This is a genomic window from Rhodococcus sp. WS1 (genome assembly GCF_003797745.1).
Classification (GTDB): domain Bacteria; phylum Actinomycetota; class Actinomycetes; order Mycobacteriales; family Mycobacteriaceae; genus Rhodococcus_F; species Rhodococcus_F erythropolis.
Window position 1 is genome coordinate 1,901,323 of record NZ_RKLZ01000001.1, and the last position, 25,696, is coordinate 1,927,018.

Sequence of the window (25,696 nt, forward strand, 5' to 3'; positions counted from 1 at the left end):
GCTCAACTCTTCTCCGCGGCGAGATCGGATTCTGCCGCGTACTGCGCCAGCAGGACACGTTCGCGCTCGCGGCGCGGATAGAAGAACGTCACCACCGCGGCACCGGCACACACGATGATGATCGCCGCGATGTAGGCGTTTGTATCCCCTTCCAGGAAGGCGCTTTTGGCGGCGGTCATGATTTGGTCCGCGTATTGCGGGTAGCGTTCCGCGAGAACTTCGGCGCTGGAGAAAGATTTGGTGAGCGCGGCCTGAGTTTCGGGAGTCACCTCGGATGCGTTCGGCGAGGACGAGATCGCATTCCCCAACGATTTTGCGTACCCGGCCGTGAGTATTCCGCCGAGAATCGACTGCATGATGGCGCCGCCCAGGTCGCGTTGCAGGTCCGAGGTTCCCGACGCCATACCAGCGCGGTGCACGGGAACGGATCCGGTCAGCGAACGCGATGCCGGTGTGCCTGCCAGGCCGACCCCGATCCCGACAAGCGCATAGGCCAGCGCGACCTGCCAATACTGTGTGCTTTCGTTCCACAGGAAAAGCGCGACAAACAACCCGAGAACCACGAACAGGTAGCCGGAGAGCAGCGTGACGCGGGCGCCGTACCTTTCGATCATGGTCGCCGAGCGCGGCGCAACGATCACCATCGCCAGCGCAGCCGGAATGATGGCCGCACCGGCTGCCAGCGTCGAGTAGCCGAGGACGTTCTGCAGGAACTGCTGGCCGATGAACATCGCGCCCATGAGCGAACCGAACACGACCAACCCGCCCACCGCCGCGACCCAGAAGGTCGGGCGCGCAGCTACGTGAAGATCGAACAGCGGATTGACCGCGCGTCGCTGTTGCAGGAAGAACCCGATACCCGCGACGACCGCTATCGCCCCGAGCACCAGAGCCAACGTGCCCGAACCCTTTACCGGCGCAAAGTTGATGGACAGCACCAGCGCCCCGATGAAGACGATCGACACTATGCCGCCGAGGTGATCAACTCGCTCGGTCGTCTCGTTGACGTGCGCGGGCACCAACACCAGCGAACAGATCAGTGCCACGAGAGCCAACGGAAGGGTGACGAAGAAGACCGAACCCCAGTGAAACTGCTCGAGCAGCGCCCCCGAGACGATCGGACCGAGTGCTGAAATCGCGCCACCGATTGCGGACCACATGGCAATCGCCTTGGTCCGTGCCGGTCCGGCCCACAGCGCCGTGATGATCGCCAGCGTGGTCGGGAATGCAAGACCTGCCGAGACGCCTCCGACTATCCGAGCAAGGAACAGCACTTCGAAGTTCCCGGCGAATCCAGCCACGATCGACGCCGGAATAGACAGCGCCATGCCGGTGACCAGCAGCATCTTGCGGCCGTATCGGTCTCCCAACGCCCCAAGGTAGAGCACCGTTCCGGCCAGGCCCAACGAGTACCCGACCGCGATCAGGTTCAGTTGCGTCTGGCTGGCGTCGAAGGCCCGCCCGATGTCCGGCAGCGCGACATTCGCGACCGAGAGATTGAGATTCGCGACCGCAGCGACCAGGATGAGCGTCCCCAGGACGAGGGTGGCTCGATCCGGTGAAGCGGACTTGATGTCACTCGCCATGCGCGTGCTCCCATCGAGGTGGGACCCGAACCTGGGAGTTATGTCCGGGTCATCCCGAACTCAAGATAGAACCCTCTCCAAGCGCTCGCACAGTGAACGGGTCCCTATTCGGGCACAATTTCAGCCAAGACGCCCTCGGCGCTGCGGGCAGCAACCAGGCAGGCGCGGGAGGTGAACCTGTCGAAGAGCGGATGCCTGGACAACTCGCGCCATCGCCGGACAGCCGCGGTAGCCCGCGCACGCTGCACCTCCGGCGATTCTTCCGGTTCGCAGCCCAACCGGTCACTGGCCCGGATTCCGTAGCCACCGATCAGCCTTTGCAGTTGTGCCAGGTCGTCGGGTGGCAGATCTGTGTGTACCGAACGAAGTCGCCCGAGCAGGCGAAGTTCGTGGAAACCGTGAACGTCGGCGAGCAACCGTTGTGCCTCCGCCGCGATCTGATCGCCTTCCTCACTCGGATCGGCTTCGAGGATTCGGCCCAACGTCACCAGCGCGGTGTGCGATTTCAGTTGATCCGCGCGCTGCCCGAACTGAACGTCGATCACCTGACGAAGTTCGTCCAGTCCGCTTCGCTCCAGCAATTCCGCGGCCAGAGACGGTGAATCAGTGGCCCCCAGCTTGATCGACGTCACGGCGAGGCGAATTCCGAAGAGCCCGAACCGATCGGCCAATTGCGCCCGCATCGCCGCGTCGACCGGGAGCGGACTGTCCTGCCTGGCAAAACGATCCGCGGAGAGCAAGGCCAGGCTCAGATCCTCGGATGGAACCTGCGCGAGCGCCGAGAAGGCAGCGAACTCGCTCTGCCGCATCGTCCGTGCGGCGAGTGCCAGCAGACCTGCCACGGGAACCACCGACTGGCACAGGCCGGTTCGCTCCAATTCCTCGGCAAATCGTGCCGCGACGTCCTTCGCCGAAGACAACGCGTCGAGCCTGCCTGCGCCGACCTCGTCGGCACGCGAGAGAACACCGATCACTCCGAGCGGGCCGGATTCTCCGCCGACATGATCAGCGATCTTCCCGAGGAACTGCATGTCACTGGCGTTCAGGGCGCGCAGCAGGTAGACCACCGCGTCCGCGCCGGGCGCACCACCATCGGGAACCAGCATGTCCCAGGTTCGGGCCGAAACCTCGGTCGAGAGCGACGACGTACCTGGGGTGTCGATGATCGTCGTACGAGCCAATGCCGAAGACGGCCAGTCGACGTCGATGCGGTCCACCGAGTCTGCGGTGTACTCCCCCAGATCGAACGTGAGCCTGCCGTCGCGGCGCGTCACCGGCACGTTGAACTCGGCACCGTTCTCGGCCGTCGCAGTCACCTGGGGCGTTGTCCCGTTCCGATACCAGGTGACGACGCGCGTGCACTCCGTCGCGTCGGTAGGCGCTATATCCTGTCCGACAAGCGAATTGAGCAGCGTCGACTTCCCCGCCTTGAGGGAGCCGGCGAGCGCCACCCGGAGTGGCTCGCCGAGTCGGGCAGCGCATTCGTCCAACTGGGCTCGCGTCTGCGGCTGGTCCGCGTAGACCCGTCTGGCCTGGTCGATCAGAGCATGTGCCGACTCCACAGCGGTCACGGCGGTCGTGGCACTCATGCGTTGGTCACCTTTGCCGAAGCAGGAGCCGGAGTTTCGCCGATCAGCGTTCCGGCAACGGTGTCAAGCTCTGCGACGACGCGCATGTCGGTCTCCAGACGCTTGATACGAGCGGCGTGTTCGCTCGACTCCAACTGCGCAGCTTCCTGCGTGGCGCGGAGGGATTCGTTGATCGAGCGCAGCGCCTGCTCGGCGATGTCGGTGAAATGATCCCGCAGAAGCCGCTGCACCAGGCGGAGGCGGTCCTTCGACTCCTTGCCCACCTGGAAGCTGACGTCGTCGGCAAACCGTCGGATAGCCGCTTTCGCCTCGGCCCGACGCTTGAGCACCTGTGCTTGTTTGTCTTCGCGATAAGCCTTGGTACCCAGCAGAACCCCGGCTCCGATGGAGATCGGGTTGACCAGTGCCATGCCCATCATCGTGGTGATCAAGCCGAACATCAGGACGCCGCCGTACGAGCCGCGCATGCCGACCAGGACCTTCTGAGTGATGCCGATACGGCCGGATTCGAGGTCCGACAACGCGCCAACCGGTTCCAGGAAACCGTCGGTGTCGGCGACGTCGAGATGCGGGAGCGCGACGTCGCCGGTCTCCGCGAAGTGCTGCGCCACAACTTCTGCCAACCATTGAGCTCGATCGTGAGCCCACACGAAGTTGTCACCGATAGCGGTGGCGATCTCCTGTTCGAGCCACTCCCCCACTACGTCCCAGTCCTTACCTGGATCGCCTTCGTCGACCGTCTCTTCGGCCTGGCGGGTGACCCGGCGCAACCGGTCCCGGAGGTCGTGATCGATGTCGGCGGCGAGGTCTGCAATGCCGTCGCCGAGGCTCTGTTGCCAGAGCGAGGTCTTCTTGTGCAGTTCCTCGGCCGCTGCCCGGGCACGCCGCAGGCCGGCGACCGCCGCTTGAGCGGTGGACGGATCCTTCAGCGCCGCAAGCTCACTGCCCATCTCCAACGTCAGATGTGCTGCCGAGGAACGCACGTCCATCGCAACTGCGCGTCGCGTGTTCGACTCGGCACGCGCAACCACGTTGTCCCGCAGGAACTGATAGAGGTCCAGAAATCCGGATTCCGCCTCGAGTTCCTTGTCCCCCAGCCTCAGTGCGTGCGACCGCAGTACCGAGGAGATCGGAATGAGCGGCAGGTCCAACCCGGCGCGCTGGAGATGTCCGCGATCGGCGTCGAGGATCTGTCGCCAGTGCGGGTACAGATCGGTCTTGCTGATCAGACCGGCCACCGCAGGACACAGATTGACGACCTGGCGGATGAATCCCAGCTCGGGTTCGGTGAACTCCTGACTGGAGTCCGACAGAACCAACACGGCATCGGCCGCAGTGATCAATCCCAATGTTCCTGCAGCATGCGGATTTCCATGACCACCGACACCGGGGGTGTCGATCAGAACCAAACCGTCGGCCAACAGCGGACTGGGAACACCCACTTCCACACGCAGAACTTCACGCCCTTCGGCGCGAGGCGTGGCCGGGGTGATCCCCATCAGTTCCTCGAGCGGGAGGGGCACCCGGATGGGCGCCGCACCCGGATCGGCGAGAATCAATTCGGCGACCGAGGTCTCCGCGTACTGCACGACCGTCGCCACGGCAGTGGTCTCGTCGTCACCGACCGAACACACGTCGATGCCGAGCAGAGAATTGACGAACTGGCTCTTGCCCTGTTTGAGGGGACCGACCACCACGATACGAATACGTGGATCATTGACTCTGACCTGAGCATTCTCGAGTCGGCGCACCAGATCCGTGCGCCCGAAATCCTTCGCCACGACGGCTGTTCGTTCGAGCAACGACGCCGTCGACGACGCGACGCGCGCCTTCCGACTGCTTACCTGACTCGCTGAATCACTCATGAGCTACGTTGACCCGCAATTCTTCCCGACTCGAATATCCGGCCCTGCGAACGCATAGCGCACGCAGGGCCGGATTTGTTACATCAGGTCATTTTGACCGATTTCAGTTCCTGCGTCAGCAGATCAGGGATGCAGGTGGTCGACAACCGCAACCGGGTCGATGTGATCGACCGGTGCTGCAACCGAATCCTCGGCGAAGAGCGAGTGTCCGGTATCGGCGCTCAGTCCCGAATCGGAGCCCGCACCGAAAGCGTCGGTCGCATCGATCGACGACCACGGGTTCAGCGCACCGGTCAAGGAACTTGTCAGGTCGGACACGCCGCTGACTGCTCCACCGAGGGATCCACCCAGGTCAGCGACTCCGCCGCCGCCAACGCTACCGTCGACGGTGCCACCGGCAGCCGCGGCTGCGTCGGCACCGATCGAACCTGTCCCGTCGGTGACTGCTCCGACAGCCCCGCCGAGCGATCCACCGAGATCGGTGACGCCGTTCAGTGCTCCGCCGAGCGACCCACCCAAACCAGCCGCAGCGTTCGTGGCGGCGTCGAGACCTGCTGTTGCGTCCAGAGCACCGCCCACAGTTGCTCCGAGGTCGCCGGTCACACCGCCGAGGTTCAGGCCGTCTGCCGCGATGCTTCCGAGGTCGACGGAAGGCAGTTCAGCGGAGATCGGGCCAAGGTTCACTGCGCCGAGGTCGACGGAGGGCAAGTCGGCACCGATCGAACCGGTGTCGATTCCGCCGAGGTTCAGTGCCGTGTCCAGCGCTCCACCGAGTGCGCCTTCGGCACCGAGAACGCTGTCGAGAGAGCCCCCCAGCCCGAGGCCGGCTCCCAGCGCACCGTCCAGCGCGCCGGTGAGGTCCGTGCCCACGGAACCGACAGCACCCAAGCCGCCTGCACCTGCGAGAGCGGTGTCGAGAGCCGCAGCCACACCGGCTGCCAAGCCTGCTTCGCCGCCCAGCCCGAGTGCACCACCGAGGTCGATTCCGGTAAGTCCGCCTGCGCCCAGCGCTGCGTCGAGTGCGCCGCCGAGACCGCCCGCCAGCCCGGCATCGATGCCGAGTGCCGAACCGAGGACACCTTCGAGGGCCGTCGACAGATTCGCACCGCCGCCCAGAGCCGCTGCGAGGTCTGCGCCGAGACCGCCTTCGAGGTCGAGTGCTCCCCCGAGCAGTCCACCGAGTGCGCCGCCCAGGTCGGCTCCGACCGTTCCGCCGGCACCGAGGGCGCCGGAGAGTGCCGCGCTGAGCTGCGCGCCCAGGTCTGCACCCCCGCCGAGTACGGCGTCGAGGTCGAGTCCTCCGCCGAGGCCCAGTGCTGCGTCGAGTGCGCCGCCGAGTGCAGTTTCCAAGCCGCCGCCGACTCCGAGAGCTCCGCCGAGTGCGCCGCTCAGTGCAGCACCGAGATCGAGGCCGCCCGCGATATCGGTGAGAACGCTGACATCCGTGATCGCTCCGAGGACGCCGCCGAGTGATGCACCCAGATCGGCGCCGATCGTGCCGCCGGCTCCCAGGACACCGGAGAGCGCGCCGGACAACGCCGTGCTGAGGTCGCCCGTCAGAGCGCCGGCCAGATCGAGGCCGCCGCCCAGTGCAAGGGCGGATTCCAGTGCGCCGGTCAGGCTCGCGCCCAGTTCGCCGCCGATGTCGAGGAGACCGCTGAGGTCTGCTGCGCCGCCGAGGAGTCCACCGAGAGCCAGTCCGAGGTCGGCTCCGAGGTCGCCACCGATGGCAAAGACGGGTGCGAGGGCTCCGCTGAGCCCCGCCGTCAGGTCGAGTCCGCCGACCGCGCCGATGGCGGCGTCGAGGGCTGCGCCCAGTTCCGCGGTCAGACCGCCGGTCACTCCGAGGGCGCCGCCCAGAGCCGCGCTGAGCTGTGCGCCCAGATCGAGAGCTCCTTCGAGATCGAGTGCACCGCCGAGGCCCAGGCCGGCTTCGATGACGGCGCCGAAGGCTGCGCCGAGGTCGGCACTGATCTCGCCGCCGATGGCAAGCGCAGCGCTGAGGGCTGCTGCGAAGTCGCCGACCAGGTCGAACTGGCCGCCGAGGGCGCCTCCGACTCCGAGGCCTGCACCGGCACCGAGACCCAGGCTGCCGCCGAGGCCGCCACCCAGTCCACCGGTGAGACCACCACCGATTCCGAGACCGCCGCCGATGGCACCCGCAGCGGACGCGCCGGCGTTGACGATCGCGGACAGGTCGGCGCCGCCACCGGCAAACAGTCCGGACTCGGCAACCAGCGGAGCGACGGCGACGATGTCGGCGGGGCTGACGTCGCACAGACCGGCAGCATTGAGTGCCGCGGTCGGGTTGGCGCAGTAGTTGGCAGCTGCCTCGTCGTCACGAAGTAGCCCGAGGATGAATTCGAGTACGGCGTTCGTTGCCATGGCGGGTTCTCCTGAAGTTCGTTGACCGGGTTGTTGCCGGTGGGTTGTTGCCGGTGATCCGGAAACTGGTGCGCTGCCAGAGGTAGCGAGTGGAATCAACGCTAAGAACTTTTGCGACTGGGGCCAACGGGGAGCACCCCCCTCTTCTGCGTGGACAGACGGGGAAGCCCCCTACGGGGTACGCCCGCTCGGAATAGGGGGATTTGCTCCGATTAGGGGATCGGTCCCCTACTTCGCCGCGACGCCTCCGATCCGGTAACGATCTAGGTCCTGAAACCGACATCGCAGACAACCGCGACAGTCCTTCTGTCGCCCACGACCAGGGGAGTTCGTTCATGGCGGCAGGGCTCGGCATCAGCATCGGTTCGGCCACTCTCGTAGCTGTCACCGACGGCTCGACCGGTGAAACGCAACAGGTCCGCTTACCCAGTGCGCTGCAATTGGACGACGGAACCGTCATCACCGGATTTGTCGAGCGCGTCGGAGACCCGATCCCGATACTTGCCGCCGACGGTACCGAGTACCGCGGCGAGTCTCTCGCAGCGACAGCGGTAGGCGCGCTCGTCGGCCAGGCTGGCGGCGAAGAAGGTCCAGCTGTTGTCCTGGCTCACCCGGTGGGGTGGAATCGTCACACAGCACGCACCATGGAGTCCGCGCTGGACGACGCCGGGGTTCACGGGGCTACTCTCGTCGCCGAACCCGTGGCCGTCATGGCGTGGCTCGCCGCTTCCGGAAACGCTGCCAACGACGGTCTGACCGTCGTCTACGACCTCGGCGCTCGCTCGCTCGACGTCACGATGATGTCCACGACCGGCGGACGAAGCGAGATCTTCGGAAAGCCACTGCGCAGCGAGGACATCGGCGGCGACGAATTCGATCACCTCGTCACCGTGCACCTGCTCGATGCGGTTTCCGACCACTTCGCAACCCTTGATCCCTTTGCTCCCGAGACGATTGCAGCGCTGGAAACTCTGCGCGAGCAAGCCCGCGCAGCCAAGGAGGAACTTTCCACCGAGACGGAAACCGTTGCTCGCGTGACGCTTCCCGGCGCCGTCAGCGACATTCGACTGGTTCGTTCCGAGCTCGAGGATCTGATCAGGCCCGCCCTCACCGAATCGGTGGCCTTGGTGCGTGAAAGCCTGCGATCTGCCGGCGTCGAGTCCAGTGATGTCAATCAGGTTGTTCTGGCCGGCGGAAGCTCGTCCATTCCCCTTGTCGCCGAACTACTGTCCGCGGAGCTTCGTGTTCCGGTGATCGCCGACGCCGATCCCGCGTCGTGCGCGGCGTCCGGCGCCGCGGCACTCGCCCTCGACGCCCGAGACTCGCAAGTGCCGGCCGCCGCCACTGCGGTGATTCCCGCCGAGCCGTCGCGCAAGCCCGCACCGGTTCCTGCCTTCTCCACTCCGTTGCTTGCCGAGCCGACAGAGGAAGAGAACACGGCGACTCGACGCTCGTCGAGGGTGGGCGTCGTTGCTGCGGTGGTAGGAGCGTTCATCGTGCTCGCCGCAGGCGGACTCGGAATCGGAACGGCCATGGACAAGATCAACGTTCCGTCCAGTTCGGCGGACACCACCAGTGAGTCCACCTCGTCCACCGCTTCGACCACGCCGGGCTCTACCCCCGGCAGCACCACGGCAGCCGAAGCAGCAGGTAACGGATCCACGACTGCGAACAACGTTACTCAGAACAATCAGCCCGGCTCTCCTGCTGCCGCAGGCGGTTCGACGACGGTACCAGGGGCAGTTCCGGTTGCCGGCGCACCAGCTGGATCTGCTCCCGCACCAGGTGAGACCGCCCAGTCGGCGCCTGCACCTGCCGCACCCGGCGCCCCGGCGCCCGCACCGGCTCCCGCCCCGGCACCGGCACCAGCGCCCGCGCCCGGAGCAGGCGTCGGAACCGGTATCGGTGATGCTGCGACCGGCATCGGCAACGGTGTCGGCGGTTTGGTCAACGGCGTCGGGGACGGTGTCGGCGGCGTGGTCGGAGGTCTCGGTAACGTCGTCGGTGGTGTCGGAAACGTGGTCGGTGGTGTCGTCGGCGGCGTCACCGCGCCGATCCGCTGACCGGCGGGCTTTCGATGAACCGTGACAGCGGCACCGAATCGTCTTACATTGCAGGACTTTTGCGCGGCATCGACCTGACTGCATCGCCACTGCGCCTGTTCGTCACCGGGACCGACGCCAGCGCTCGGCCCCAAGTGACGAGGGCGGTGCGCAAGAGGATCGAATCTGGTGACAGACCCGTGGTCACCGTCGTCACGCATGACGCCCCGGCCGATGCGATTGTGGTGATCGCGGACGCGCAGGCTCTGACCTCCGACGAAATCCGTGCTCTGAACGAGCTGGTTCAACGTGACGACCTCGGAGTAGTCATCGCCTCCGATCGGATCGATCCTCCACTCGCACCGATCTACTCGAACATCTCGAGTTTCGGTACCGTCCTACATCTGAACCCGTTGAACCGGTCAGATATTCGGAAGATCGCCGCGGAGCGAAGAGTTCCGCTCGACGATCGTGCCGTGCTGACGCTCGAGCATCTGGCCGGTGGTTCCTTCGGGGCCGTCGAAGCGTATTTCGCCGCCGCCTCGGCGGGCCGCCCGGAAATGGCGACAGCCGTACGCACACACATCCTCCATCAGGTCACCGCTCTGCATCCGATCGAGCGTGAGATCCTCGAGGTTTCATTCGCCGTCCCGGACATCGACGCTTTCGAGCTCGATCTGGGACAGGAGAAGTTCAGCCTCACAGCGGCATTCGACCGAGCACTGGCCACCGGACTGTTCGGTTCGCGATCACCTCTCGTCGCGAGCGTTGTGGCAGAGTCGACCAGCACAGGACGTATTCGCAGCGAGCTGATCAGAATCGTCGAATCACGCGCGCACGCGAGAACCCTCGATATCGGTACAGCACGAAGACTTTTCGACTCCGGCATCCGACACCGCGATCTCACGGCTGTACTACGAGACGCAGTCGACGCGAGCACGCCGGCGGTCGCGGCAGATCTTTTTCGTCGTGTGAATTCGATCGAGCCTCTCGGCGTGGCGGACACGCTGCTGTACGCCCAGGTCTCGGCTCGGAGTGGTGACCTCGACACTGCCTGCCGCCTGGCCGATTCCGTCATCGCCGAACCCGATCTCGACAACGCGAGACTGGCTGCGGCGGTGCGAATCCGCGCAGCTTCGTCCGCAGCATGCGGCCAACTCCGCGCCGCCGCAGATCTCTACACCTGGCTCGGGCCAGGGCGCACCGAAACCGAATCCCCCTTCGCCGCAATCACCTTCCTCGGCATCGGCAACGTCGATGACGCGAACGCGGCGCTCGCCGGGCATACTGGATCACCGTCGAGCTCCACGGTCGGCGCTGCCACACTGGCCAATGGACTGATGCAATCGGTCACGGGGAGTGCACCGAGTGCGCTCAACACGATGTCGCGCGCACTTTCGCTCCCCGGCGGCTCCGGCACATCTGAATTCCAGCCTGATTCCGCCCCGGCGCTGGTAGCTCTTGCACTCCTGCACAACGGCGCCCATGAACGGGCCGCCGCTGTCGTCGCGGCCGCGATCGCCGCCGACGACGCAAGCAGTCACACGTGGGCGCGGCTTCACCTTCTCGACGCGTGGATCGCGATGACCCGTGGGCACGACACTGCTGTCGAAGATCTACCGGAGGAGGTAGTCCGCGGCCCCCTCCGTGAGCGTGACGCACTGTTTCTGCATGCCATGATCGTGGGTCTCGCTCGACGCTCCGGCGATCTCGCCCAGCTGCGGCGAGCCTGGTCGGGCGCAGCCGGCACCCTCTCGTCCTGCAGCGTGGATCTCTTCAATTTGCTTCCCATCGGCGAACTGTGGCTTGCGGCAGTACGACTCGACGAGGCCGAGCAGGTCGAGCATCTGGTCGACGACGCACGCACGCTCCTCCGAGCACTCGGCGAGCCTCCGCTGTGGTCTTCGCCGCTGCATTGGTACGGCGTCCAGGCGTCGATCCTCTCGCAGTCACCGGCCGATCTCCTTCCACACGCCCATACACTCGCGGAATCAGCCAAAACCCACACTTACGCAGCCGGTTTGGCGACCGCCGGACGCCAATGGCTCCTACTCATGCAGGGCAGCGTCGACGCAGACGACGTGGAAGCTGCAGCGCGAACACTCAACCGCATCGGGCTGCCCTGGGACGCGGCCCGCTTGGCGGGCGAAGCAGCATTGCGCACACCGGACACCAAATCGGCCACCGCATTGCTCCACGTTGCGCGCTCGCTACGCACAACGTCGACGGCCGAGACGAATGCAACCGATTCGACCGACAGCGCGGCACCACCGTCGGTACTGACCGAGCGCGAACAAGAAGTTGCCGAACTCGTCGTCGTCGGCCTGACCTATCGGGAAATCGGCGAACGCCTCTACATCTCCGCAAAAACCGTCGAGCACCATGTCGCACGCATCAAGCGGCGCGTCGGGGCGCAGTCTCGTTCGGAACTACTCACCATCCTTCGCAGCATGACACCGCCGAACAAATAGTTAGCTGCATATTGTCCGGAGGGTTGCGTATATCCGTTTAAGTGATAGTTTTCACAGGAATCAGGACATGCATGCCGAGCAAAGTTCGGTAACTGTGAAACGGGGATCGCTATGAAGTGGGGAGTCGAACTCGCCGTCGGCAATAAACGAAGCATTGCTGCGATCGCGAAACCCGACTCGGAACCAGTGATCCTCGAACGCGAATCGGTGCTGCACCACGCTCCTGACGGCACCGTGCAGCTAGGTGAAACCGCGTTGGGGTCAACCGGCTTGCGCGGGTTCCTCGACAGGGTCGGAACTGACGATACCGACAACTTCTCCGAGCACATGACGCGAGGAGAGGAACTCGTAGCGACAGCAATGTATTGCCTGGTCAAGGAGGTCCGAACACTCACTGATCAGAACCTGAACATCTCTGCGGTGATCCCGGCAGGTTGGTCGAGCGATTCCGTCGACGCACTGCGCGGCGCACTCGACAGCATGGATCTCGACGGCGTCGAACTGATTCCGGAAGAGAAAGCCTCTGCGGCCTGGCTCGCGGATCCGGATGCCGACGACAGTGCAGCCCGCGGAGCCGCAGCGTTGGCCGCGCCTTACTCGATCACCTCTACCTGTTCCGAACCCGAGCCAACCGATCTTGCCGAGCCAGAGGACACCATCGAGGAGTTTCCGCCGTTCGTCCTGATCGAACCGGAGCCGGAATCCGGCGTGGAAGTACCGGGCACGAAAGCACCGAGCGTCGACGGTTGGCTGAATCGTCAGTGGCGATCGGAGCGCCGACCGATCATCGCCGCAGCCGCCGCCGCAGTCTTTCTGACGGTGTCGGGGTGTGCGGCCGCGGTCATCATCGGACACACTCCGACCATTTCAGCGCCCGGGATTCTCGACGCACAATCTCCCCTGCCCACCGGCACCACGCCCGCCACTGCGGCGAGTCCGTCCGGCACGGTTTCGCACTCAGCGACCTCGCTCCCGTCGGAAGTACCCGCTCTCGGCGCGCAGCCGACGGCGCAGTCGTGGTCATCCGAAGCGGAATCGACCTCACCCGAATCCCAGCCCATCCCGGCGAGTCCGGGCACCGGTACCGAGAAATCCACTACGGCGAACGTCCCCGCGCAACAGGGATCGCCGATCACCATCCAGCTCGACCCCCTTCGGATCGAGAACCTGCCGCCGGTCGTCGGACCGCTGAATCCGGTCGATCCGGGTACCCCGGACACTCCCGCCGTGACCGACCCCACTGATACACAGACAACGCCGACGCAGCCCTCCAACCCGACCGACACAACCGATCCGGTGGTGCCGAATCTCGACATGCCCGTCATGCCATTGGCCCCGAGACCCGGAATGCCAAGTTAGACAGAAAGATTGAACAGCCAGACAGGAGGCGCATATTCCTCGTCGAAACTTTTCCCCTATGGTGGGTGCGGTACCTACCGGCTCGGTGCCGGGGACTTGAAGGGATTTCATGCGTAACTCGTTGGCGATCCGCACCGCTGTGGTCGGCGCCTCGGCACTACTGCTCGCAGCTCCATTCACCACGACGGCATCGGCAGAGCCCGCCTCCGACACGCATGTCGAACAGCTCGAAGCCGACCAGCTTCCGGCTGAGCTGGTCGAGGCGATCACACGCGATCTGAAGATCTCCCCACAGGAGTATCTCGACCGCGCTGCCAAAGCTCAGGAACTCGGCGCGTACGCCCAGGAATTCAAGTCCGAGCGCCCCGGCGACTACGCCGGATCGTGGATGGGACTCGACGGTCAACCCGTCGTAGCCGTCACCACCACCGAAGCTGCTCGAATCGCTGCCGACGACGGATACCGCACCCACGTCGCCCCCGTCTCCGCCGACACCCTCGAGAAGACGCTGGCCGACGTCAACGGATGGATCGCCGGGCTTCCCAAGGAAATATCACGCGCAGTCAATTCGGCGACTATCGACGTCTTGAACAACCAGGTCGTCATCGACGTTGCGAACAGCCCCGTCGGGCAGGCACTCAATCTTCCGACCCTGCTCGAGAACACCAAGATCGTTCTCAGCCCGGACGGCGGCGGATCGGTTGATCCCGGAGCGCTCGGCGGCGACACCTACATCACGTCGACAGGTCCCATTCGCGAGACGCCGACCGAGAACATCTCGGTCTGCTCGTTCGGGTTCAACGCCGTCGACGATCAGAACAATGCACTCAATATCAGTGCCGGACACTGCAATCCGGCCGAGGGCTCGAAGTCGCCGGTCTACCTGCCGAATCACGCGAACGTCGACGACAGTCAGTTGATCGGCGCCTTCTCACAGTCTTCCGTCGGCAACAACGCCGGTGATCTCGATTACTCGGTCATCAAGTTCGACCAGTCGGGCATCGACGCGGGCCTCGACCACGCTGCCGTCCGCGGTGCCAACGGGACCACCCTCGCGATCACCGGAACAGCACGTCCCGTGATCGGCGCTCCCATCTGCAAGTCGGGTCAGACGTCGTCCTTCACCTGTGGCGTCGTGGCAGCCGATCGCGTCGAAACACAACTGGTCATGGCTGACGGCGATTCACGAACCGTCCGCGGGTTCGCCGGTACCGCGTGCACCCTCGCCGGGGACAGTGGCGGCGCCATCGTCTCCGGAACCCTGGCGCTGGGCATCACCAGCGGTTCCAACAGCAGCGGCGCACCCAGTTGCAACGAAGCGAACCTGGTACTCGCGACCTCCGGTGGAACCTCGAATCTGGGTATCCCGGTCGGAGACATCCTCGACGCTGTAGATCGCGCATCCGGCGGCGGTGTCGGTTCCGGAATCCGCGTTCGCACTGCGGGTTGACCAACGCCTGATTCACGCACTGTGCCCGCCGATCTGTTCTGATCGGCGGGCACAGTGCTGTTGTCGGTCGGGGTCAGCGCTGTTTGCTCATGTAACGGGTGGGAATAGCGCGTTCGAACCCATATAGTCATGGTCGACTGTGATCGGCTCACCACAAGTCCGTGAGCCGTATCCGTGTGCTCCCAGGGGGGTGGTACGCGGTCAACGAAGTGGAAAGGCCCACATGCGAAGCTCCATCGCACGTCGCGCCGCAGTGTTCGGTTCGGCCGCGCTGCTGCTCCTCGGACCGATTACCGCGGTCGCGAACGCAGAACCGAATGAACCCGGTGTATCCGATCAGGCAGCCCATCTGCCCGTCGAACTCGCCGAAGCCCTACAGCACGACTTGGCGCTGACGCCCGACCAGTTCGTCTCGCGTTCCGAACTCGCGCAGAAGCTCGCAGAGTTCGCCGCCATCGCGCGCGTCCAGTTTCCCGACTCTTTTGCCGGCGTGTGGCTCGACGACCTCGGCAAGGGCATCGTCGCTCTCGCTGACGGTCGCGACAAGGATGCTGCCCGCGAGGCCGCCGAGAAGGCCGGCTTCGAGGTCAAGGACGTCGCGCAGAGCGAGCAGGCTCTGCAAGGTCAACTCTCGGCACTCAACACCTGGCTCGATTCGCAGCCTGCCGAGGTCGCAGACCTCGTGCGTGGCATCGCCGTCGACGTGGTCGGCAACGGAGTCGCCCTCACCGCCGATCCTGCCGCCGGCATCGAATTGCCTGAGTTCCTGAAGCGGACCGTCGTCCACACCGCTGCGCCGCTACTGGTTCCCCCGATCGTCGCGGACCTCATTCCCGCAACCGGATCCGCAACCGGCGACGCTGCACTGGGCGGAGACGCCTTCGGCGCAACCTCCGGTAACACCGGACTGCGTTGTTCATTCGGCTTCAACGGCACCGACGGTTCAGGACGCACGGTCAACATCAGCGCCGGTCACTGCGATCCCAACCGTGCCGCTGCCGGCACCTCGAACTCCAGCCAGGTCTTCCCGATGGTGAACAACCAGACCGGGCCCCGCGTCGGATACTTCGCCAAGAGCAGCTTCGACGGGCGTGACTACTCGATCATCAACATCGACGACAACGCGAAGTACCGCTTCGAGAACAACAGCGTGCGGGTCCCGTTCAACCGTTCGGTCAATATCACCGGTACCGCCGATCCCATTGTGGGCGCCCCGGTCTGCAAGGCGGGATCGACCACCGGCTTCAGCTGCGGCGTCGTCACCGGCGTCAACCGCGTCGCCAAGGTCTTGGATCACACCCTCGACAACGGCTTCACCACCAACATCTGCGTCCTGCAGGGTGACAGCGGTGGCCCCATCGTCTCCGGAACGTTGGCAGTGGGCATCACGAGTGCGTCCAACGTCGCCACCTCTCCCCTGTGCGAGATCGCTCAGGCCGAGACGTTGTTCGGACAAGAAGCACCGACGCAGTACGCGACGCCGATCAACGACATCCTCGCCGCCAATCCAGGCCTGAAGGTTCGCGACTACTGATCGCACGCATTCCCCGAGACAGCAAAACGGGCGCCACACCTTTCGAAGGTGTGGCGCCCGTTTCGGCGTTCGTGACGTCTAACCGGTAGAGCTGCTTACTGGAAGAGAGTTGTTCCGGCCGGAGCGTTCAGGACCTTGATCAGGTCCATGCCCGCGACGATTGCGGTTCCGCCGCCGGCGAGGATCGTACCGGCGACTCCACCGATACCGGCACCGGTGACCATGCCGGGGAGGCAGCCGATAACCAGGCCGGGCAGACCCACGATGCAACCGATGACTGCTCCGACGATCGTGCCGGTGAGGCTACCGATCTGCGTGGCAAGCCCGAGCTGTGACTGGAACTTCTCGATTGCCTTCTGATCCTCGTCAGGCGAAGCAACCGGGGTGAACTCGGCAGCGACCGGCTTCGGCTTGGAGCTGGCCGGGTCCAAGTTCGGCTTGAGGGTGAGGGTCTTGCCGTCCTCACTGACGGTCTCGTCGAACGGGAACTGAACGTCCCCGAGGTTGAACGCGAGCGGCAGGCTCACGAGAGTTGCGCCCTGGCTGTTCTGCAAGTCGACGTGTGTGCCGTCACCCGATACCCGGAATGCCCCGGCATCGATGGTGGTGACAACAGCCTGGTCGACGACCTCGGCGGTGTACGAAACGTCGGGTGACGTCTCCGGAGCTGCGTAAGAAGTACCTGCAGCGATGCCCGTAGCGGCAATGGTCATCGCTGCGATGGCCGCAGCTTTACGAATGAACATTTTTGATCCTCCCCGGGAGCGAGCGGGCGCAAGTCGATGACTCACACCACCCGTTTCCCCTGTGCGTGACGGGCGTAACGATAACAGCCGGTCGGTTGTCCTCACCTGCCCGGAAACCGAGTTAGGGCTGCCTGACAGAAAGGAGCCCGACGGCCACCGCCTAACGTGACGACCAGACATGTCTGCGTTTGACCAAGCCCGTCCGACGCAGAAGATTGATCTCTCCAGGCCACGAGCGGTTACCAGTCGGTATCTACAGGCTGGTAATGCTAGTTACTGGCGGGTAACATAACGCAGGTTAGTATCAGTGGGCTGTCCCGAGGTGGCCGACGCGTCGCCCTGAAACGAAAGGCCGCGACATGAATGCCCTGACGATTACGTTGGGCACGATTGGTGCTCTGCTGAGCTTGGTGTGTTGGTACATCTTCCTCTCAGGCGCGCTGAGGATGTTCAACACCGTGCGCATCGGCCAGTCGGCACCCGATCGATGGCGCCCGTTCTTCCCTCGCTTCAAGCAGATGATCATCGAGTTCATCGCGCACACGCGCATGAACAAGTTCCGCAGCGTCGGCTGGGCCCACTGGCTCGTCATGGTCGGCTTCCTCGGCGGATTCCTGCTCTGGTTCGAGGCTTACGGCCAGACGTTCAACCCCGAGTTCCACTGGCCCATCTTCGGTAACACGTGGGCGTGGCACCTGTGGGACGAGATCCTGGGCCTCGGCACCGTCATCGGTATCACCACGCTGATCGTGATCCGTCAGCTCAACCACCCGCGTCTGCCTGCACGCCTGTCCCGGTTCGGCGGCTCCAACTTCAAGGCCGCCTACGTCATCGAGGGCATCGTCCTGCTCGAGGGCCTGGGCATGATCATGGTCAAGGCCGGCAAGATCGCGACCTACGGTCACGCCAACCCGTGGACCGACTTCTTCACCATGCAGGTCGCCAAACTGCTTCCCGCCAGCCCCGTCATGATCTCGGTGTTCGCGTTCGTCAAGCTGATGACCGGCATGATCTGGCTCGCGATCGTGGGCCGCAACATCACCTGGGGCGTCGCCTGGCACCGCTTCTCCGCGTTCTTCAACATCTATTTCAAGCGTGAAGACGACGGCACCGTCGCGCTCGGCGCGGCAAAGCCCATGATGTCCAAGGGCAAAGTCCTGACGATGGAGAACGTCGACCCCGACACCGACACTCTCGGCGCCGGAAACATCGAAGACTTCTCCTGGAAGGGCTGGCTGGACTTCACCACCTGCACCGAGTGCGGGCGTTGCCAGTCCCAGTGCCCTGCTTGGAACACCGGAAAGCCGCTCTCCCCCAAGCTGCTCATCATGTCGCTGCGTGACCACGGCTACGCCAAGGCCCCGTACCTGCTCGCTGGTGGACGCAAGGACATGGGCGGCGACGAGATCGGACTCGTCGACAGCGAAGGCAACGTCAAGGAAGCCGCACTCGCAGCAATCCCCGAGGCCGCACGCCTCGAGGCCGACCGCAAGCTCGTCGGTGAAACCGTCGAAGGTGAGATGGCCCCGGTCATCGACGCCGAAACCTTGTGGAGCTGCACCAACTGCGGTGCCTGCGTCGAACAGTGCCCCGTCGACATCGAACACGTCGACCACATCATCGACATGCGTCGCTACCAGGTCCTGATCGAATCGGAGTTCCCCTCCGAGCTCGCCGGCCTGTTCAAGAACCTCGAGAACAAGGGCAACCCCTGGGGCCAGAACTCCAAGGACCGTCTCAACTGGATCAACGAGATGGACTTCGAGATCCCCGTCTTCGGCAAGGACGCCGACAGCTTCGAGGACTACGAGTACCTCTTCTGGGTCGGCTGCGCCGGCGCCTACGAAGACCGTGCCAAGAAGACCACCAAGGCCGTCGCCGAACTCCTTGCCACCGCGGGAGTGAAGTTCATGGTCCTCGGCGCCGACGAAACCTGCACCGGCGACTCCGCACGTCGTGCCGGCAACGAGTTCTTGTTCCAGCAGCTCGCAATGCAGAACATCGAGATGCTCAACTCGGTCTTCGACGGTATCGAGCAGAAGAAGCGCAAGATCGTCGTCACCTGTGCGCACTGCTTCAACGCCCTCGGCAACGAGTACCCGGAGGTGGGCGGCGACTACGAGGTCGTGCACCACACTCAGCTGCTCAACCGTCTGGTGCGCCAGAAGAAGCTGATCCCGGTTGCGTCCGTGAGCGAAGACGTCACCTACCACGACCCGTGCTTCCTCGGACGCCACAACAAGGTTTACGACGCTCCCCGTGAACTCATGGAAGCCTCAGGCTCCAAGCTGGTCGAAATGCCGCGTCACGGCGAACGTTCCATGTGCTGTGGTGCCGGTGGTGCTCGCATGTGGATGGAAGAGAACATCGGTAAGCGCATCAACGTCGACCGCGTCGACGAAGCGCTCTCCACCAACCCCAAGAAGATCGCCACGGGTTGCCCGTTCTGCCGCGTCATGCTCACCGACGGCGTCACTGCCCGCCAGGAGCAAGGCCAGGGCGAAGGCGTCGAGGTCGTCGACGTCGCGCAGTTGATGCTGAACTCCGTCACCCGCCTCGATCCCGCCCAGCTCGGCGAGAACATCAAGGTGATCCCGCGTGAGAAGGCCCCGGTCGCTGCTGAGGCAAAGGCTGAGACCGTCGAGCAGGATCGGGTCGCCGAAGTCGAGGAAGCCGCCGCGACTCCGGAAGCCAAGGCTGCACCGGCAGGCAAGGGTCTGGCCATGAAGGGCCTCGCCAAAGCACCAGGCGCAAAAGCTCCCGGCGCCAAGGCACCAGGCAAGGGCCTCGGAATGGCCGGCGGGGCAAAGGCTCCCGGCGCCAAGAAGGCAGCTCCCGCTGCAAGCGCGGAAGCTCCCGCCGCCGAAGCTGCTGCACCGGCCACACCTGTGGCAAAGCCCAAGGGTCTCGGTCTTGCGGGCGGAGCCAAGGCTCCCGGCGGCAAGGGACTGCAGATGAAGGGCGCCGCCAAGGCACCCGGAGCAAAGGCCGCTGCCGCACCGGCAGCGGAAGCACCGGCAGCTGAGGCTGCTGCACCCGAAGCTGCTGCACCCGTCGCCAAGCCGAAGGGTCTGGGCCTGGCGTCCGGCGCCAAGGCTCCCGGCGGCAAGGGACTGCAGATGAAGGGCGGGGCCAAGGCTCCTGGTGCGAAGGCTGCACCTGCTGCTGAAGCACCTGCCGCTGCTCCGGCTGCACCCGCCGAGGCTCCCGCAGAGGCCCCCGCCGCCGAGGCGGAAGCCCCGAAGGCTCCACCGGTCGCCAAGGCCGGCGGACTCGGATTCAAGTCGGGCGCAAAGGCTCCCGGCGCTCGGAAGGCTGCTCCTGCTGCAGCCCCGGCGCCAGCTGCGGCACCGGCTCCCGAGGCCGAACCTGTGAAGGCAGAACCCGCCGCCGAACCTGTGAAGGCAGAACCCGCCGCCGAAGCACCTGCTGAAGCGTCCGCACCCGCGGAAGCTCCGACGCCTGCTGCCGCGCCGCCCGCCCCCAAGGCAGGTGGGCTCGGATTCAAGGCCGGCGCAAAGGCTCCCGGCCGCAAGAAGTAACCGCTCCACACGCGAATGCCCTCACCGTCACGGTGAGGGCATTCGTGTTTGTATGGGGAGCCACTCCCGACCGAGCACCCTTTCCCTCGACTCAACACACCTTGCTCTACGCGGAAAGCGGTGCTCGCCGTGGACAAGTGGTGCTCACTCCCCCGCTGCCAAATCGAGGTCGCCCTGTCAATCTGCGACAAGCATCACCGCACCGCGCGCACGCCCGACGCCCCTTTCCTGCTGCCGTCCGATGACGTATCGCCCCGGAGCGATTCCGGTCGCGCCGTGCTCCGGATGGATCAGGTACGCGGTCACTCGGGTGTCGAGCATGCCGAGCGCAAGGCCCCGAGCATCTTTCACCGGCGTCGACCACGTGCACTCCCCTTCGTCTGCAACCAGACTGTGGGGGTTACCGCCCGCCGCGCTTCGCAGCAACTCCACTCCCGAGAGCGGCACTCTCACAGAGCGTGCCCACGGCAGAGGCGCCACGATATTTGCGAGCAGCGAAAACGGGATCACGATGAGATCGCCCTGCGCCTGAAGTCCGTCGATCACAGGAATGGACACTTCCTGGTCCAGGTAGTCGAAGACATCGAGGCCGGTGAGGGTGGTGAGAGCGGACAAGGTCATGTTCGAGTTCATAAGTATCACCAAGGGTTTGAGGATTGAGGGTTTGAGGATTGGGGCTTGAGAGGTCGAGATTCAGGTTCGACGAACGAGACGGGAGTAATCGGCGCCGGTGATGCCGTAAGTCCAACCGGCGGCATCCAACGCGGAGGTAAACCATCCGGGTACGTGAAGGCCGTATCGACGCCGATGCCCGTCGCGTTCGAAAGAACCGTTGACCGCGAGGAGAATGCGTCCACTTCGGCCCCAGCCCTCCGGTGACGCGTAGAGCTGCAGCAGGCAACCGGCATTACCTGGATCGTCGGCTTGGTCGACCAGTGTCAGGCCGGCCAGCTCGATGTAGGAATCCCACCCGATCCGCTCGATTGCACATCGACGGATCTCTACATTGCGCTCGTGTGCGATGCGTTCGGCGGTCGGGTCGAGCACTACCCAGTCAGGAACGATCGCTCCGTGCAGAACGAACGCCTTTGTTCCGTCTGCGAATTCGAGTGCCGGGGAATCAGAGTGGTGGAGTCGGCGTTCTCCCCGCGCACTACCCGGTATCCACTCCGAGTGCAAGACCCTGGGTCGTTCCGCCATGATGCACACGTCGTCGAACGCCCACCACCACCCGGTCGAGTCAGCCAGTGCGGTCTGCACATCGAGAAGTTCACGGTCTTCCGAGCGGAAGGTCGCAAGACCGTATCGATGGCATGTGTCGTAGTACGCGATTCGATGGGCGTCCTGCTGCCCGTACCAGGTCACTCCACCCGCCACCGGGGTCGACATCGTTCGTATCGCAGCTGCGACGCCGTCGAACAGTGTGGTGTGCAACGATTCCCAGATTGCGGATCTGATGATCCGCGCTGGATTGACGCGGCGCTGAGTCGAACCCCGCTGAGTCGACCCCCGCTGAGTCGACCCCCGCTGGTCCGACCCCTCGGACACGCTGGCACCAACGCCCCCGAACGCGCGACGTTCCATCTCCCAGCGTTCTATCTGCCAGTCAATGCTCCGACGTTCGATACGCGCGTTCATACGTCGGCGCGACGCCGAAAACATGCTCGCGATGTGCCCGCAAGCGCAGTCGAGTCCAGTGCCGTCGAAGGACATCTTGTTCGACAGACCTTCGGCGGCGATCAGATCCGATCCAGCAGAGGGCGACTGAACCCAGACGAACTCCGGTTTCGGGAGCCTGGATCGTCGGTATAGTTGCGCGACAGCAGATTCTGCCGTGGATCGATCGGCCGGACGTGTACACAGACCGCGTTCGAGCCATACGTCGCGGACTGCTTCCAAGGCCTGATTGTCTTCATCGAAGATATCGATGTTCTCGGTCGATGTCGCTCGACGTGACGTCGACGAGCGAAACGGTGCGGCGCTCACGCGACGGTGGCGGTGTCCGCCTTTCCTGTAGTCATAGTTCAACAGCCTGGCACGCAAACGCTCCGGACGCAAGGGTTGCCTAGAGTGCGACACCGAGAACCTGCCACCGTTTCCCCACACCCAACACCCTCTCCAGCGACGCGAAACCGGTTCGAACTGTGGACAAGTGGTGTTCACTCCCGGCTATCCACAGCCCCGGGTTCACGGCTTCCTTTCCAGCGCCGGGCGCAGCAAGATCGATCGGTATGGGGGATCAAATACACATCATCCGTCGGCCAGAGCAACTGTCGACAGGTCGTACCGATTCCGAGATCCGGCAGGCCTGCGCGAGTGGAAACTGGTCCAGAATCCATCGCGGTGCCTACGTACCCAGCGACCACCTGTCTCGCCTCGACGCCTACGGGCTACATCGATTGCGCGTCGAGGCTGTGGCCGGTACCGCTTCGGCACATGCAGCGGTCAGCCACATCTCGGCAGCGGTGGTGCACGGCTTCGAACTCTGGAACACTCCGCTCGAAGTTGTGCACCTCTCTCGGGACCGACGAGGCGGCGGCCGTAAATCCGCTCGACGACACGTGCACTCGGTATCGTTCACCGACGACGAGGTCACCCACGTCGACGGCCTGCGCGTCACGACTCCGGCACGAACTGTTGCGGATCTCGCGAGGACCCTCCCTTTCGAACCGGCTCTCGTGGTGGGCAATTCAGCATTGCACCGTTCAGCGTTGACCAAAGATGCAGTTGCGGCCTCGCTTGCACTCAGCCCGAACCATCCGCGCCATCGACATGCGCTCCACGCGCTCACCGCGATGGACTCGCGCATCGAAAGCGTCGGTGAATCACGGAGCCTCGCATTATTCCTGCAGGAGCACTTACCACTCCCCGAACCCCAGGTCGAAATCCACGACGCTCGAGGGTTGGCCGGCCGCGTCGACTTCCTGTGGCGTGAGCAGCGCACCATCGGAGAGTTCGACGGCCGCATCAAATACGGCCGACTGGTGCCCGCCGGGCGCAGCGCCGAGGACGTGCTCTGGAACGAGAAGCTCCGCGAAGACCGACTCCGTGACGCGGGGTGGGAAGTCGCGAGGTGGACGTGGGCCGACCTGTCGACCCCGTCACTGGTGGCAGGTCGGGTCCTCGCGGCCTTTGCGCGCAGCCGCGGGGCCGTCAGCTACTGATCGCAGGCTTCCACAGCTCGAGCGTCGCAATGCCGGGTGGGGTGAATCCGAGCACCTGCCCGTAGAAGGACAGCTCGGCGTTGCGTGAGCTGATGATGGTCGACTGCTTGCGGAATCCGTGAGATTCACCCTCGTAGGCCAGGTAGGCATGCGGAATACCCTTGGTCACCAGAGCATCCCGGAATCGCTCCGCCTGCGAAGGTGGCACGATCGGATCGTCGAGACCCTGGAGCAGCAACACCGGGCAGTTCAACCCGTCGACGTTGTTGAGCGGAGCACGTTCCGCGTACAGGTCGGCAGATTCCGGCAGCGGGCCGATCAAACCGTCGACATAGCGCGATTCGAAATCGTGAGTTTCCTGCACGAACAGGTCCAGTTCGGCCACGCCGAAATAGGAAGCACCACAAGCGAACACGTCGGACGTCGTCAGTGCGGCCAGAACGGTCCATCCACCGGCAGATCCGCCTTCGATGGCAAGGCGGGCCGGATCGGCAAGCCCTTGCTCAGCCAACCCGGTGACGGCGGTGACGACGTCCTGCACGTCGACGACACCCCACTGTCCGCGCAGCCGGTTGCGGTACTCACGTCCGTAGCCGGTCGACCCGCCGTAATTCACATCGACGACGCCGATTCCGCGGCTGGTGAAGAAGGCGTAGACGAGGTTGAGGGCCGGGGCGACGTGCGCCGTCGGCCCACCGTGAACAAACGCAACGTATGGCGGCAGTTCGCCGTCGAGTCCTTTGTATCGCGGACTGCGCGGCGGATACGCAACGGCGTGAACTTCTCGCCCGTGTCCGTGAGCCACGACAGCTCGCGCTTCCGGAAGGTATGCAGACTCGGGCAATTCTTCTACCGACGAACGGATTTCGGTGAGTTCGCCGGTACCGAGGTCGAACTCGCGTAGCGCGCCCGCCAGTTTCGCGCCTCCCGAGGTGAGCAGCAACCGATCGCCGCGAACCTGCATGAGGCCGATGCTGGTGACACCCGGGATCGCGATGTCGCGCAGTTCCCCCGACGCCGGATCGAGTACCGCCAGCGTGTCGGTTCCCACCGTGCGTGCGGTGAGAAGGTGCCCGTTGTCGAGTTCGACGAACCAGCGCGCACCGAAGCGCCACTGTGGGCCACCGAAATCCGCATCCACCGGGCAGATCGGGGTGATCTTGCCGCCGACGCGATAGATGTTCCACCAGCCGCTGCGATCACTGATTGCGTAGAGTTCGTCGTCGGTGATCCACTCCGGTTGCAGGACGGACTCTTCAAGTCCGCCGATCAGCACGGAGTAGTTCTGAGCGACGCCGTCGACGAGTGGAGCTACCCGCAGTTCGGTACCGTCCCAGGGCATTTGCGGATGGTTCCACGCGATCCAGGCTATTTTGGTTCCACTCGGCGAAAGCCTCGGTGACGAGAGGAAGTCCGAGCCGCCGACGATCGAGCGAATCTTGCCGGAACCGTCCAGCGGAATCGCGCAGATATCGCGAGTGATCGCCCCGTCCTCCGCGTGCGCTTCCCGAACCGCCCACACCTCACCGTTCACGATCTGCAGGTCTGCGTATCGCAACGCGGCCGGCGACGCGGGTTCAGGCGTCAGAGCCCGCGGAGTGACTCCTTCGAGGATGTACACCCGTTGATCGGAGAATTCACTGAAGACCAGTTTTCCGGACTCGGTGACGGTCCAGGCGCCACCGCCGTACTCGTGAACCCTGGTCCGGGCGTTCCACGGCGCAGGGAGGATGTCGACGGGTTGGTTGTCGAGACCGGATCGACGGATCGATGTCCGACCACCCTCGGTCGGACGAAGTTCAGCCCACCAGATCTCGTCACCGACGTATCGTCCACCCTCGACAGGGTGGCCACCTGCAGCCAGATCCGCTGCTCCGATCGGAGAAGTCCACGATCCGTACGGGGCTGCAATCTGCTCGCTGGGGGTCATCGCTCGACAATAGCCAACTGGTCGCGCGACACG

Annotated in this window: 15 protein-coding genes; 7 read left to right on the top strand and 8 right to left on the bottom strand. The window is 64.5% G+C overall.

From position 1 onward, the window contains the following. Positions 1-2 precede the first annotated feature (2 nt). From EEB12_RS08790 to EEB12_RS08805, 4 genes are all read right to left on the bottom strand, one after another. Positions 3-1,586, bottom strand: a complete 1,584-nt coding sequence (locus EEB12_RS08790; RefSeq protein ID WP_141487634.1) for an MFS transporter — start codon at positions 1,584-1,586, stop codon at positions 3-5. 104 nt (positions 1,587-1,690) lie between these two features. Beyond that, positions 1,691-3,175, bottom strand: coding sequence for a dynamin family protein (locus EEB12_RS08795; protein ID WP_141487635.1), 1,485 nt, complete (start codon positions 3,173-3,175; stop codon positions 1,691-1,693). After that, positions 3,172-5,040 carry a dynamin family protein gene (locus tag EEB12_RS08800; RefSeq protein WP_069146139.1) on the bottom strand — a complete coding sequence of 623 codons (1,869 nt, stop codon included), beginning with the start codon at positions 5,038-5,040 and terminating at the stop codon, positions 3,172-3,174. The genes EEB12_RS08795 and EEB12_RS08800 overlap by 4 nt, the downstream gene beginning before the upstream one ends. 123 nt (positions 5,041-5,163) lie before the next feature. Next, positions 5,164-7,425, bottom strand: coding sequence for an IniB N-terminal domain-containing protein (locus EEB12_RS08805; protein ID WP_141487636.1), 2,262 nt, complete (start codon positions 7,423-7,425; stop codon positions 5,164-5,166). 335 nt (positions 7,426-7,760) lie between these two features. On the opposite strand from EEB12_RS08805, the gene EEB12_RS08810 reads away from it, so the two are divergent. From EEB12_RS08810 to EEB12_RS08830, 5 genes are all read left to right on the top strand, one after another. Further along, the gene (locus EEB12_RS08810) at positions 7,761-9,488 is read left to right on the top strand and encodes an Hsp70 family protein (protein WP_141487637.1); all 1,728 of its coding nucleotides are present in this window, start codon (positions 7,761-7,763) and stop codon (positions 9,486-9,488) included. Between the two features lie 14 nt (positions 9,489-9,502). Further along, the gene (locus tag EEB12_RS08815) at positions 9,503-11,938 is read left to right on the top strand and encodes a LuxR C-terminal-related transcriptional regulator (RefSeq protein WP_141487638.1); all 2,436 of its coding nucleotides are present in this window, start codon (positions 9,503-9,505) and stop codon (positions 11,936-11,938) included. Positions 11,939-12,049: 111 nt separating this feature from the next. Next, the gene (locus EEB12_RS08820; RefSeq protein WP_141487639.1) at positions 12,050-13,297 is read left to right on the top strand and encodes a hypothetical protein; all 1,248 of its coding nucleotides are present in this window, start codon (positions 12,050-12,052) and stop codon (positions 13,295-13,297) included. A gap of 109 nt (positions 13,298-13,406) precedes the next feature. Beyond that, complete coding sequence (locus EEB12_RS08825) at positions 13,407-14,747, top strand: S1 family peptidase (RefSeq protein ID WP_141487640.1); 1,341 nt, start codon at positions 13,407-13,409, stop codon at positions 14,745-14,747. Between the two features lie 223 nt (positions 14,748-14,970). Then, entirely contained in the window at positions 14,971-16,281 is a 1,311-nt protein-coding gene (locus EEB12_RS08830; RefSeq protein WP_029538548.1) for a S1 family peptidase, read from the top strand. A 95-nt stretch (positions 16,282-16,376) separates the two neighbouring features. Here the strand turns inward: EEB12_RS08830 and EEB12_RS08835 are convergent, their stop codons facing one another. Further along, positions 16,377-17,027 carry a glycine zipper family protein gene (locus EEB12_RS08835; RefSeq protein ID WP_020968768.1) on the bottom strand — a complete coding sequence of 217 codons (651 nt, stop codon included), beginning with the start codon at positions 17,025-17,027 and terminating at the stop codon, positions 16,377-16,379. Positions 17,028-17,386: 359 nt separating this feature from the next. Here EEB12_RS08835 and EEB12_RS08840 point away from each other — a divergent pair, with 359 nt between their 5' ends. Beyond that, positions 17,387-20,569, top strand: coding sequence for a (Fe-S)-binding protein (locus EEB12_RS08840; RefSeq protein WP_141487641.1), 3,183 nt, complete (start codon positions 17,387-17,389; stop codon positions 20,567-20,569). A gap of 177 nt (positions 20,570-20,746) precedes the next feature. Here the strand turns inward: EEB12_RS08840 and EEB12_RS08845 are convergent, their stop codons facing one another. Both EEB12_RS08845 and EEB12_RS08850 read right to left on the bottom strand, forming a co-directional pair. Beyond that, a complete protein-coding gene (locus EEB12_RS08845; protein ID WP_141487642.1) occupies positions 20,747-21,202 on the bottom strand; it encodes a hypothetical protein in 456 nt (151 codons plus the stop codon). A gap of 60 nt (positions 21,203-21,262) precedes the next feature. Further along, entirely contained in the window at positions 21,263-22,555 is a 1,293-nt protein-coding gene (locus EEB12_RS08850) for a DUF6745 domain-containing protein (protein ID WP_141487643.1), read from the bottom strand. A 245-nt stretch (positions 22,556-22,800) separates the two neighbouring features. Between EEB12_RS08850 and EEB12_RS08855 the strand changes: the two genes are divergently transcribed. Continuing rightward, on the top strand, positions 22,801-23,733 hold the full coding sequence (locus tag EEB12_RS08855; RefSeq protein WP_141487644.1) for a hypothetical protein: 933 nt from the start codon (positions 22,801-22,803) through the stop codon (positions 23,731-23,733). On the opposite strand, the gene EEB12_RS08860 is transcribed toward EEB12_RS08855, so the two are convergent. Further along, positions 23,723-25,663: a prolyl oligopeptidase family serine peptidase gene (locus EEB12_RS08860; protein WP_141487645.1), complete on the bottom strand. Its 1,941-nt coding sequence runs from the start codon at positions 25,661-25,663 to the stop codon at positions 23,723-23,725. The two genes, EEB12_RS08855 and EEB12_RS08860, sit on opposite strands and share 11 nt — an antisense overlap. Positions 25,664-25,696 lie beyond the last annotated feature (33 nt).

Coding starts and splice junctions, on each gene's coding strand:
- EEB12_RS08790 (WP_141487634.1), bottom strand. CDS start 1,586: ATGGCGAGTGACATCAAGTCCGCTTCACCGGATCGAGCCACCCTCGTC.
- EEB12_RS08795 (WP_141487635.1), bottom strand. CDS start 3,175: ATGAGTGCCACGACCGCCGTGACCGCTGTGGAGTCGGCACATGCTCTG.
- EEB12_RS08800 (WP_069146139.1), bottom strand. CDS start 5,040: ATGAGTGATTCAGCGAGTCAGGTAAGCAGTCGGAAGGCGCGCGTCGCG.
- EEB12_RS08805 (WP_141487636.1), bottom strand. CDS start 7,425: ATGGCAACGAACGCCGTACTCGAATTCATCCTCGGGCTACTTCGTGAC.
- EEB12_RS08810 (WP_141487637.1), top strand. CDS start 7,761: ATGGCGGCAGGGCTCGGCATCAGCATCGGTTCGGCCACTCTCGTAGCT.
- EEB12_RS08815 (WP_141487638.1), top strand. CDS start 9,503: ATGAACCGTGACAGCGGCACCGAATCGTCTTACATTGCAGGACTTTTG.
- EEB12_RS08820 (WP_141487639.1), top strand. CDS start 12,050: ATGAAGTGGGGAGTCGAACTCGCCGTCGGCAATAAACGAAGCATTGCT.
- EEB12_RS08825 (WP_141487640.1), top strand. CDS start 13,407: ATGCGTAACTCGTTGGCGATCCGCACCGCTGTGGTCGGCGCCTCGGCA.
- EEB12_RS08830 (WP_029538548.1), top strand. CDS start 14,971: ATGCGAAGCTCCATCGCACGTCGCGCCGCAGTGTTCGGTTCGGCCGCG.
- EEB12_RS08835 (WP_020968768.1), bottom strand. CDS start 17,027: ATGTTCATTCGTAAAGCTGCGGCCATCGCAGCGATGACCATTGCCGCT.
- EEB12_RS08840 (WP_141487641.1), top strand. CDS start 17,387: ATGAATGCCCTGACGATTACGTTGGGCACGATTGGTGCTCTGCTGAGC.
- EEB12_RS08845 (WP_141487642.1), bottom strand. CDS start 21,202: ATGAACTCGAACATGACCTTGTCCGCTCTCACCACCCTCACCGGCCTC.
- EEB12_RS08855 (WP_141487644.1), top strand. CDS start 22,801: ATGGGGGATCAAATACACATCATCCGTCGGCCAGAGCAACTGTCGACA.
- EEB12_RS08860 (WP_141487645.1), bottom strand. CDS start 25,663: ATGACCCCCAGCGAGCAGATTGCAGCCCCGTACGGATCGTGGACTTCT.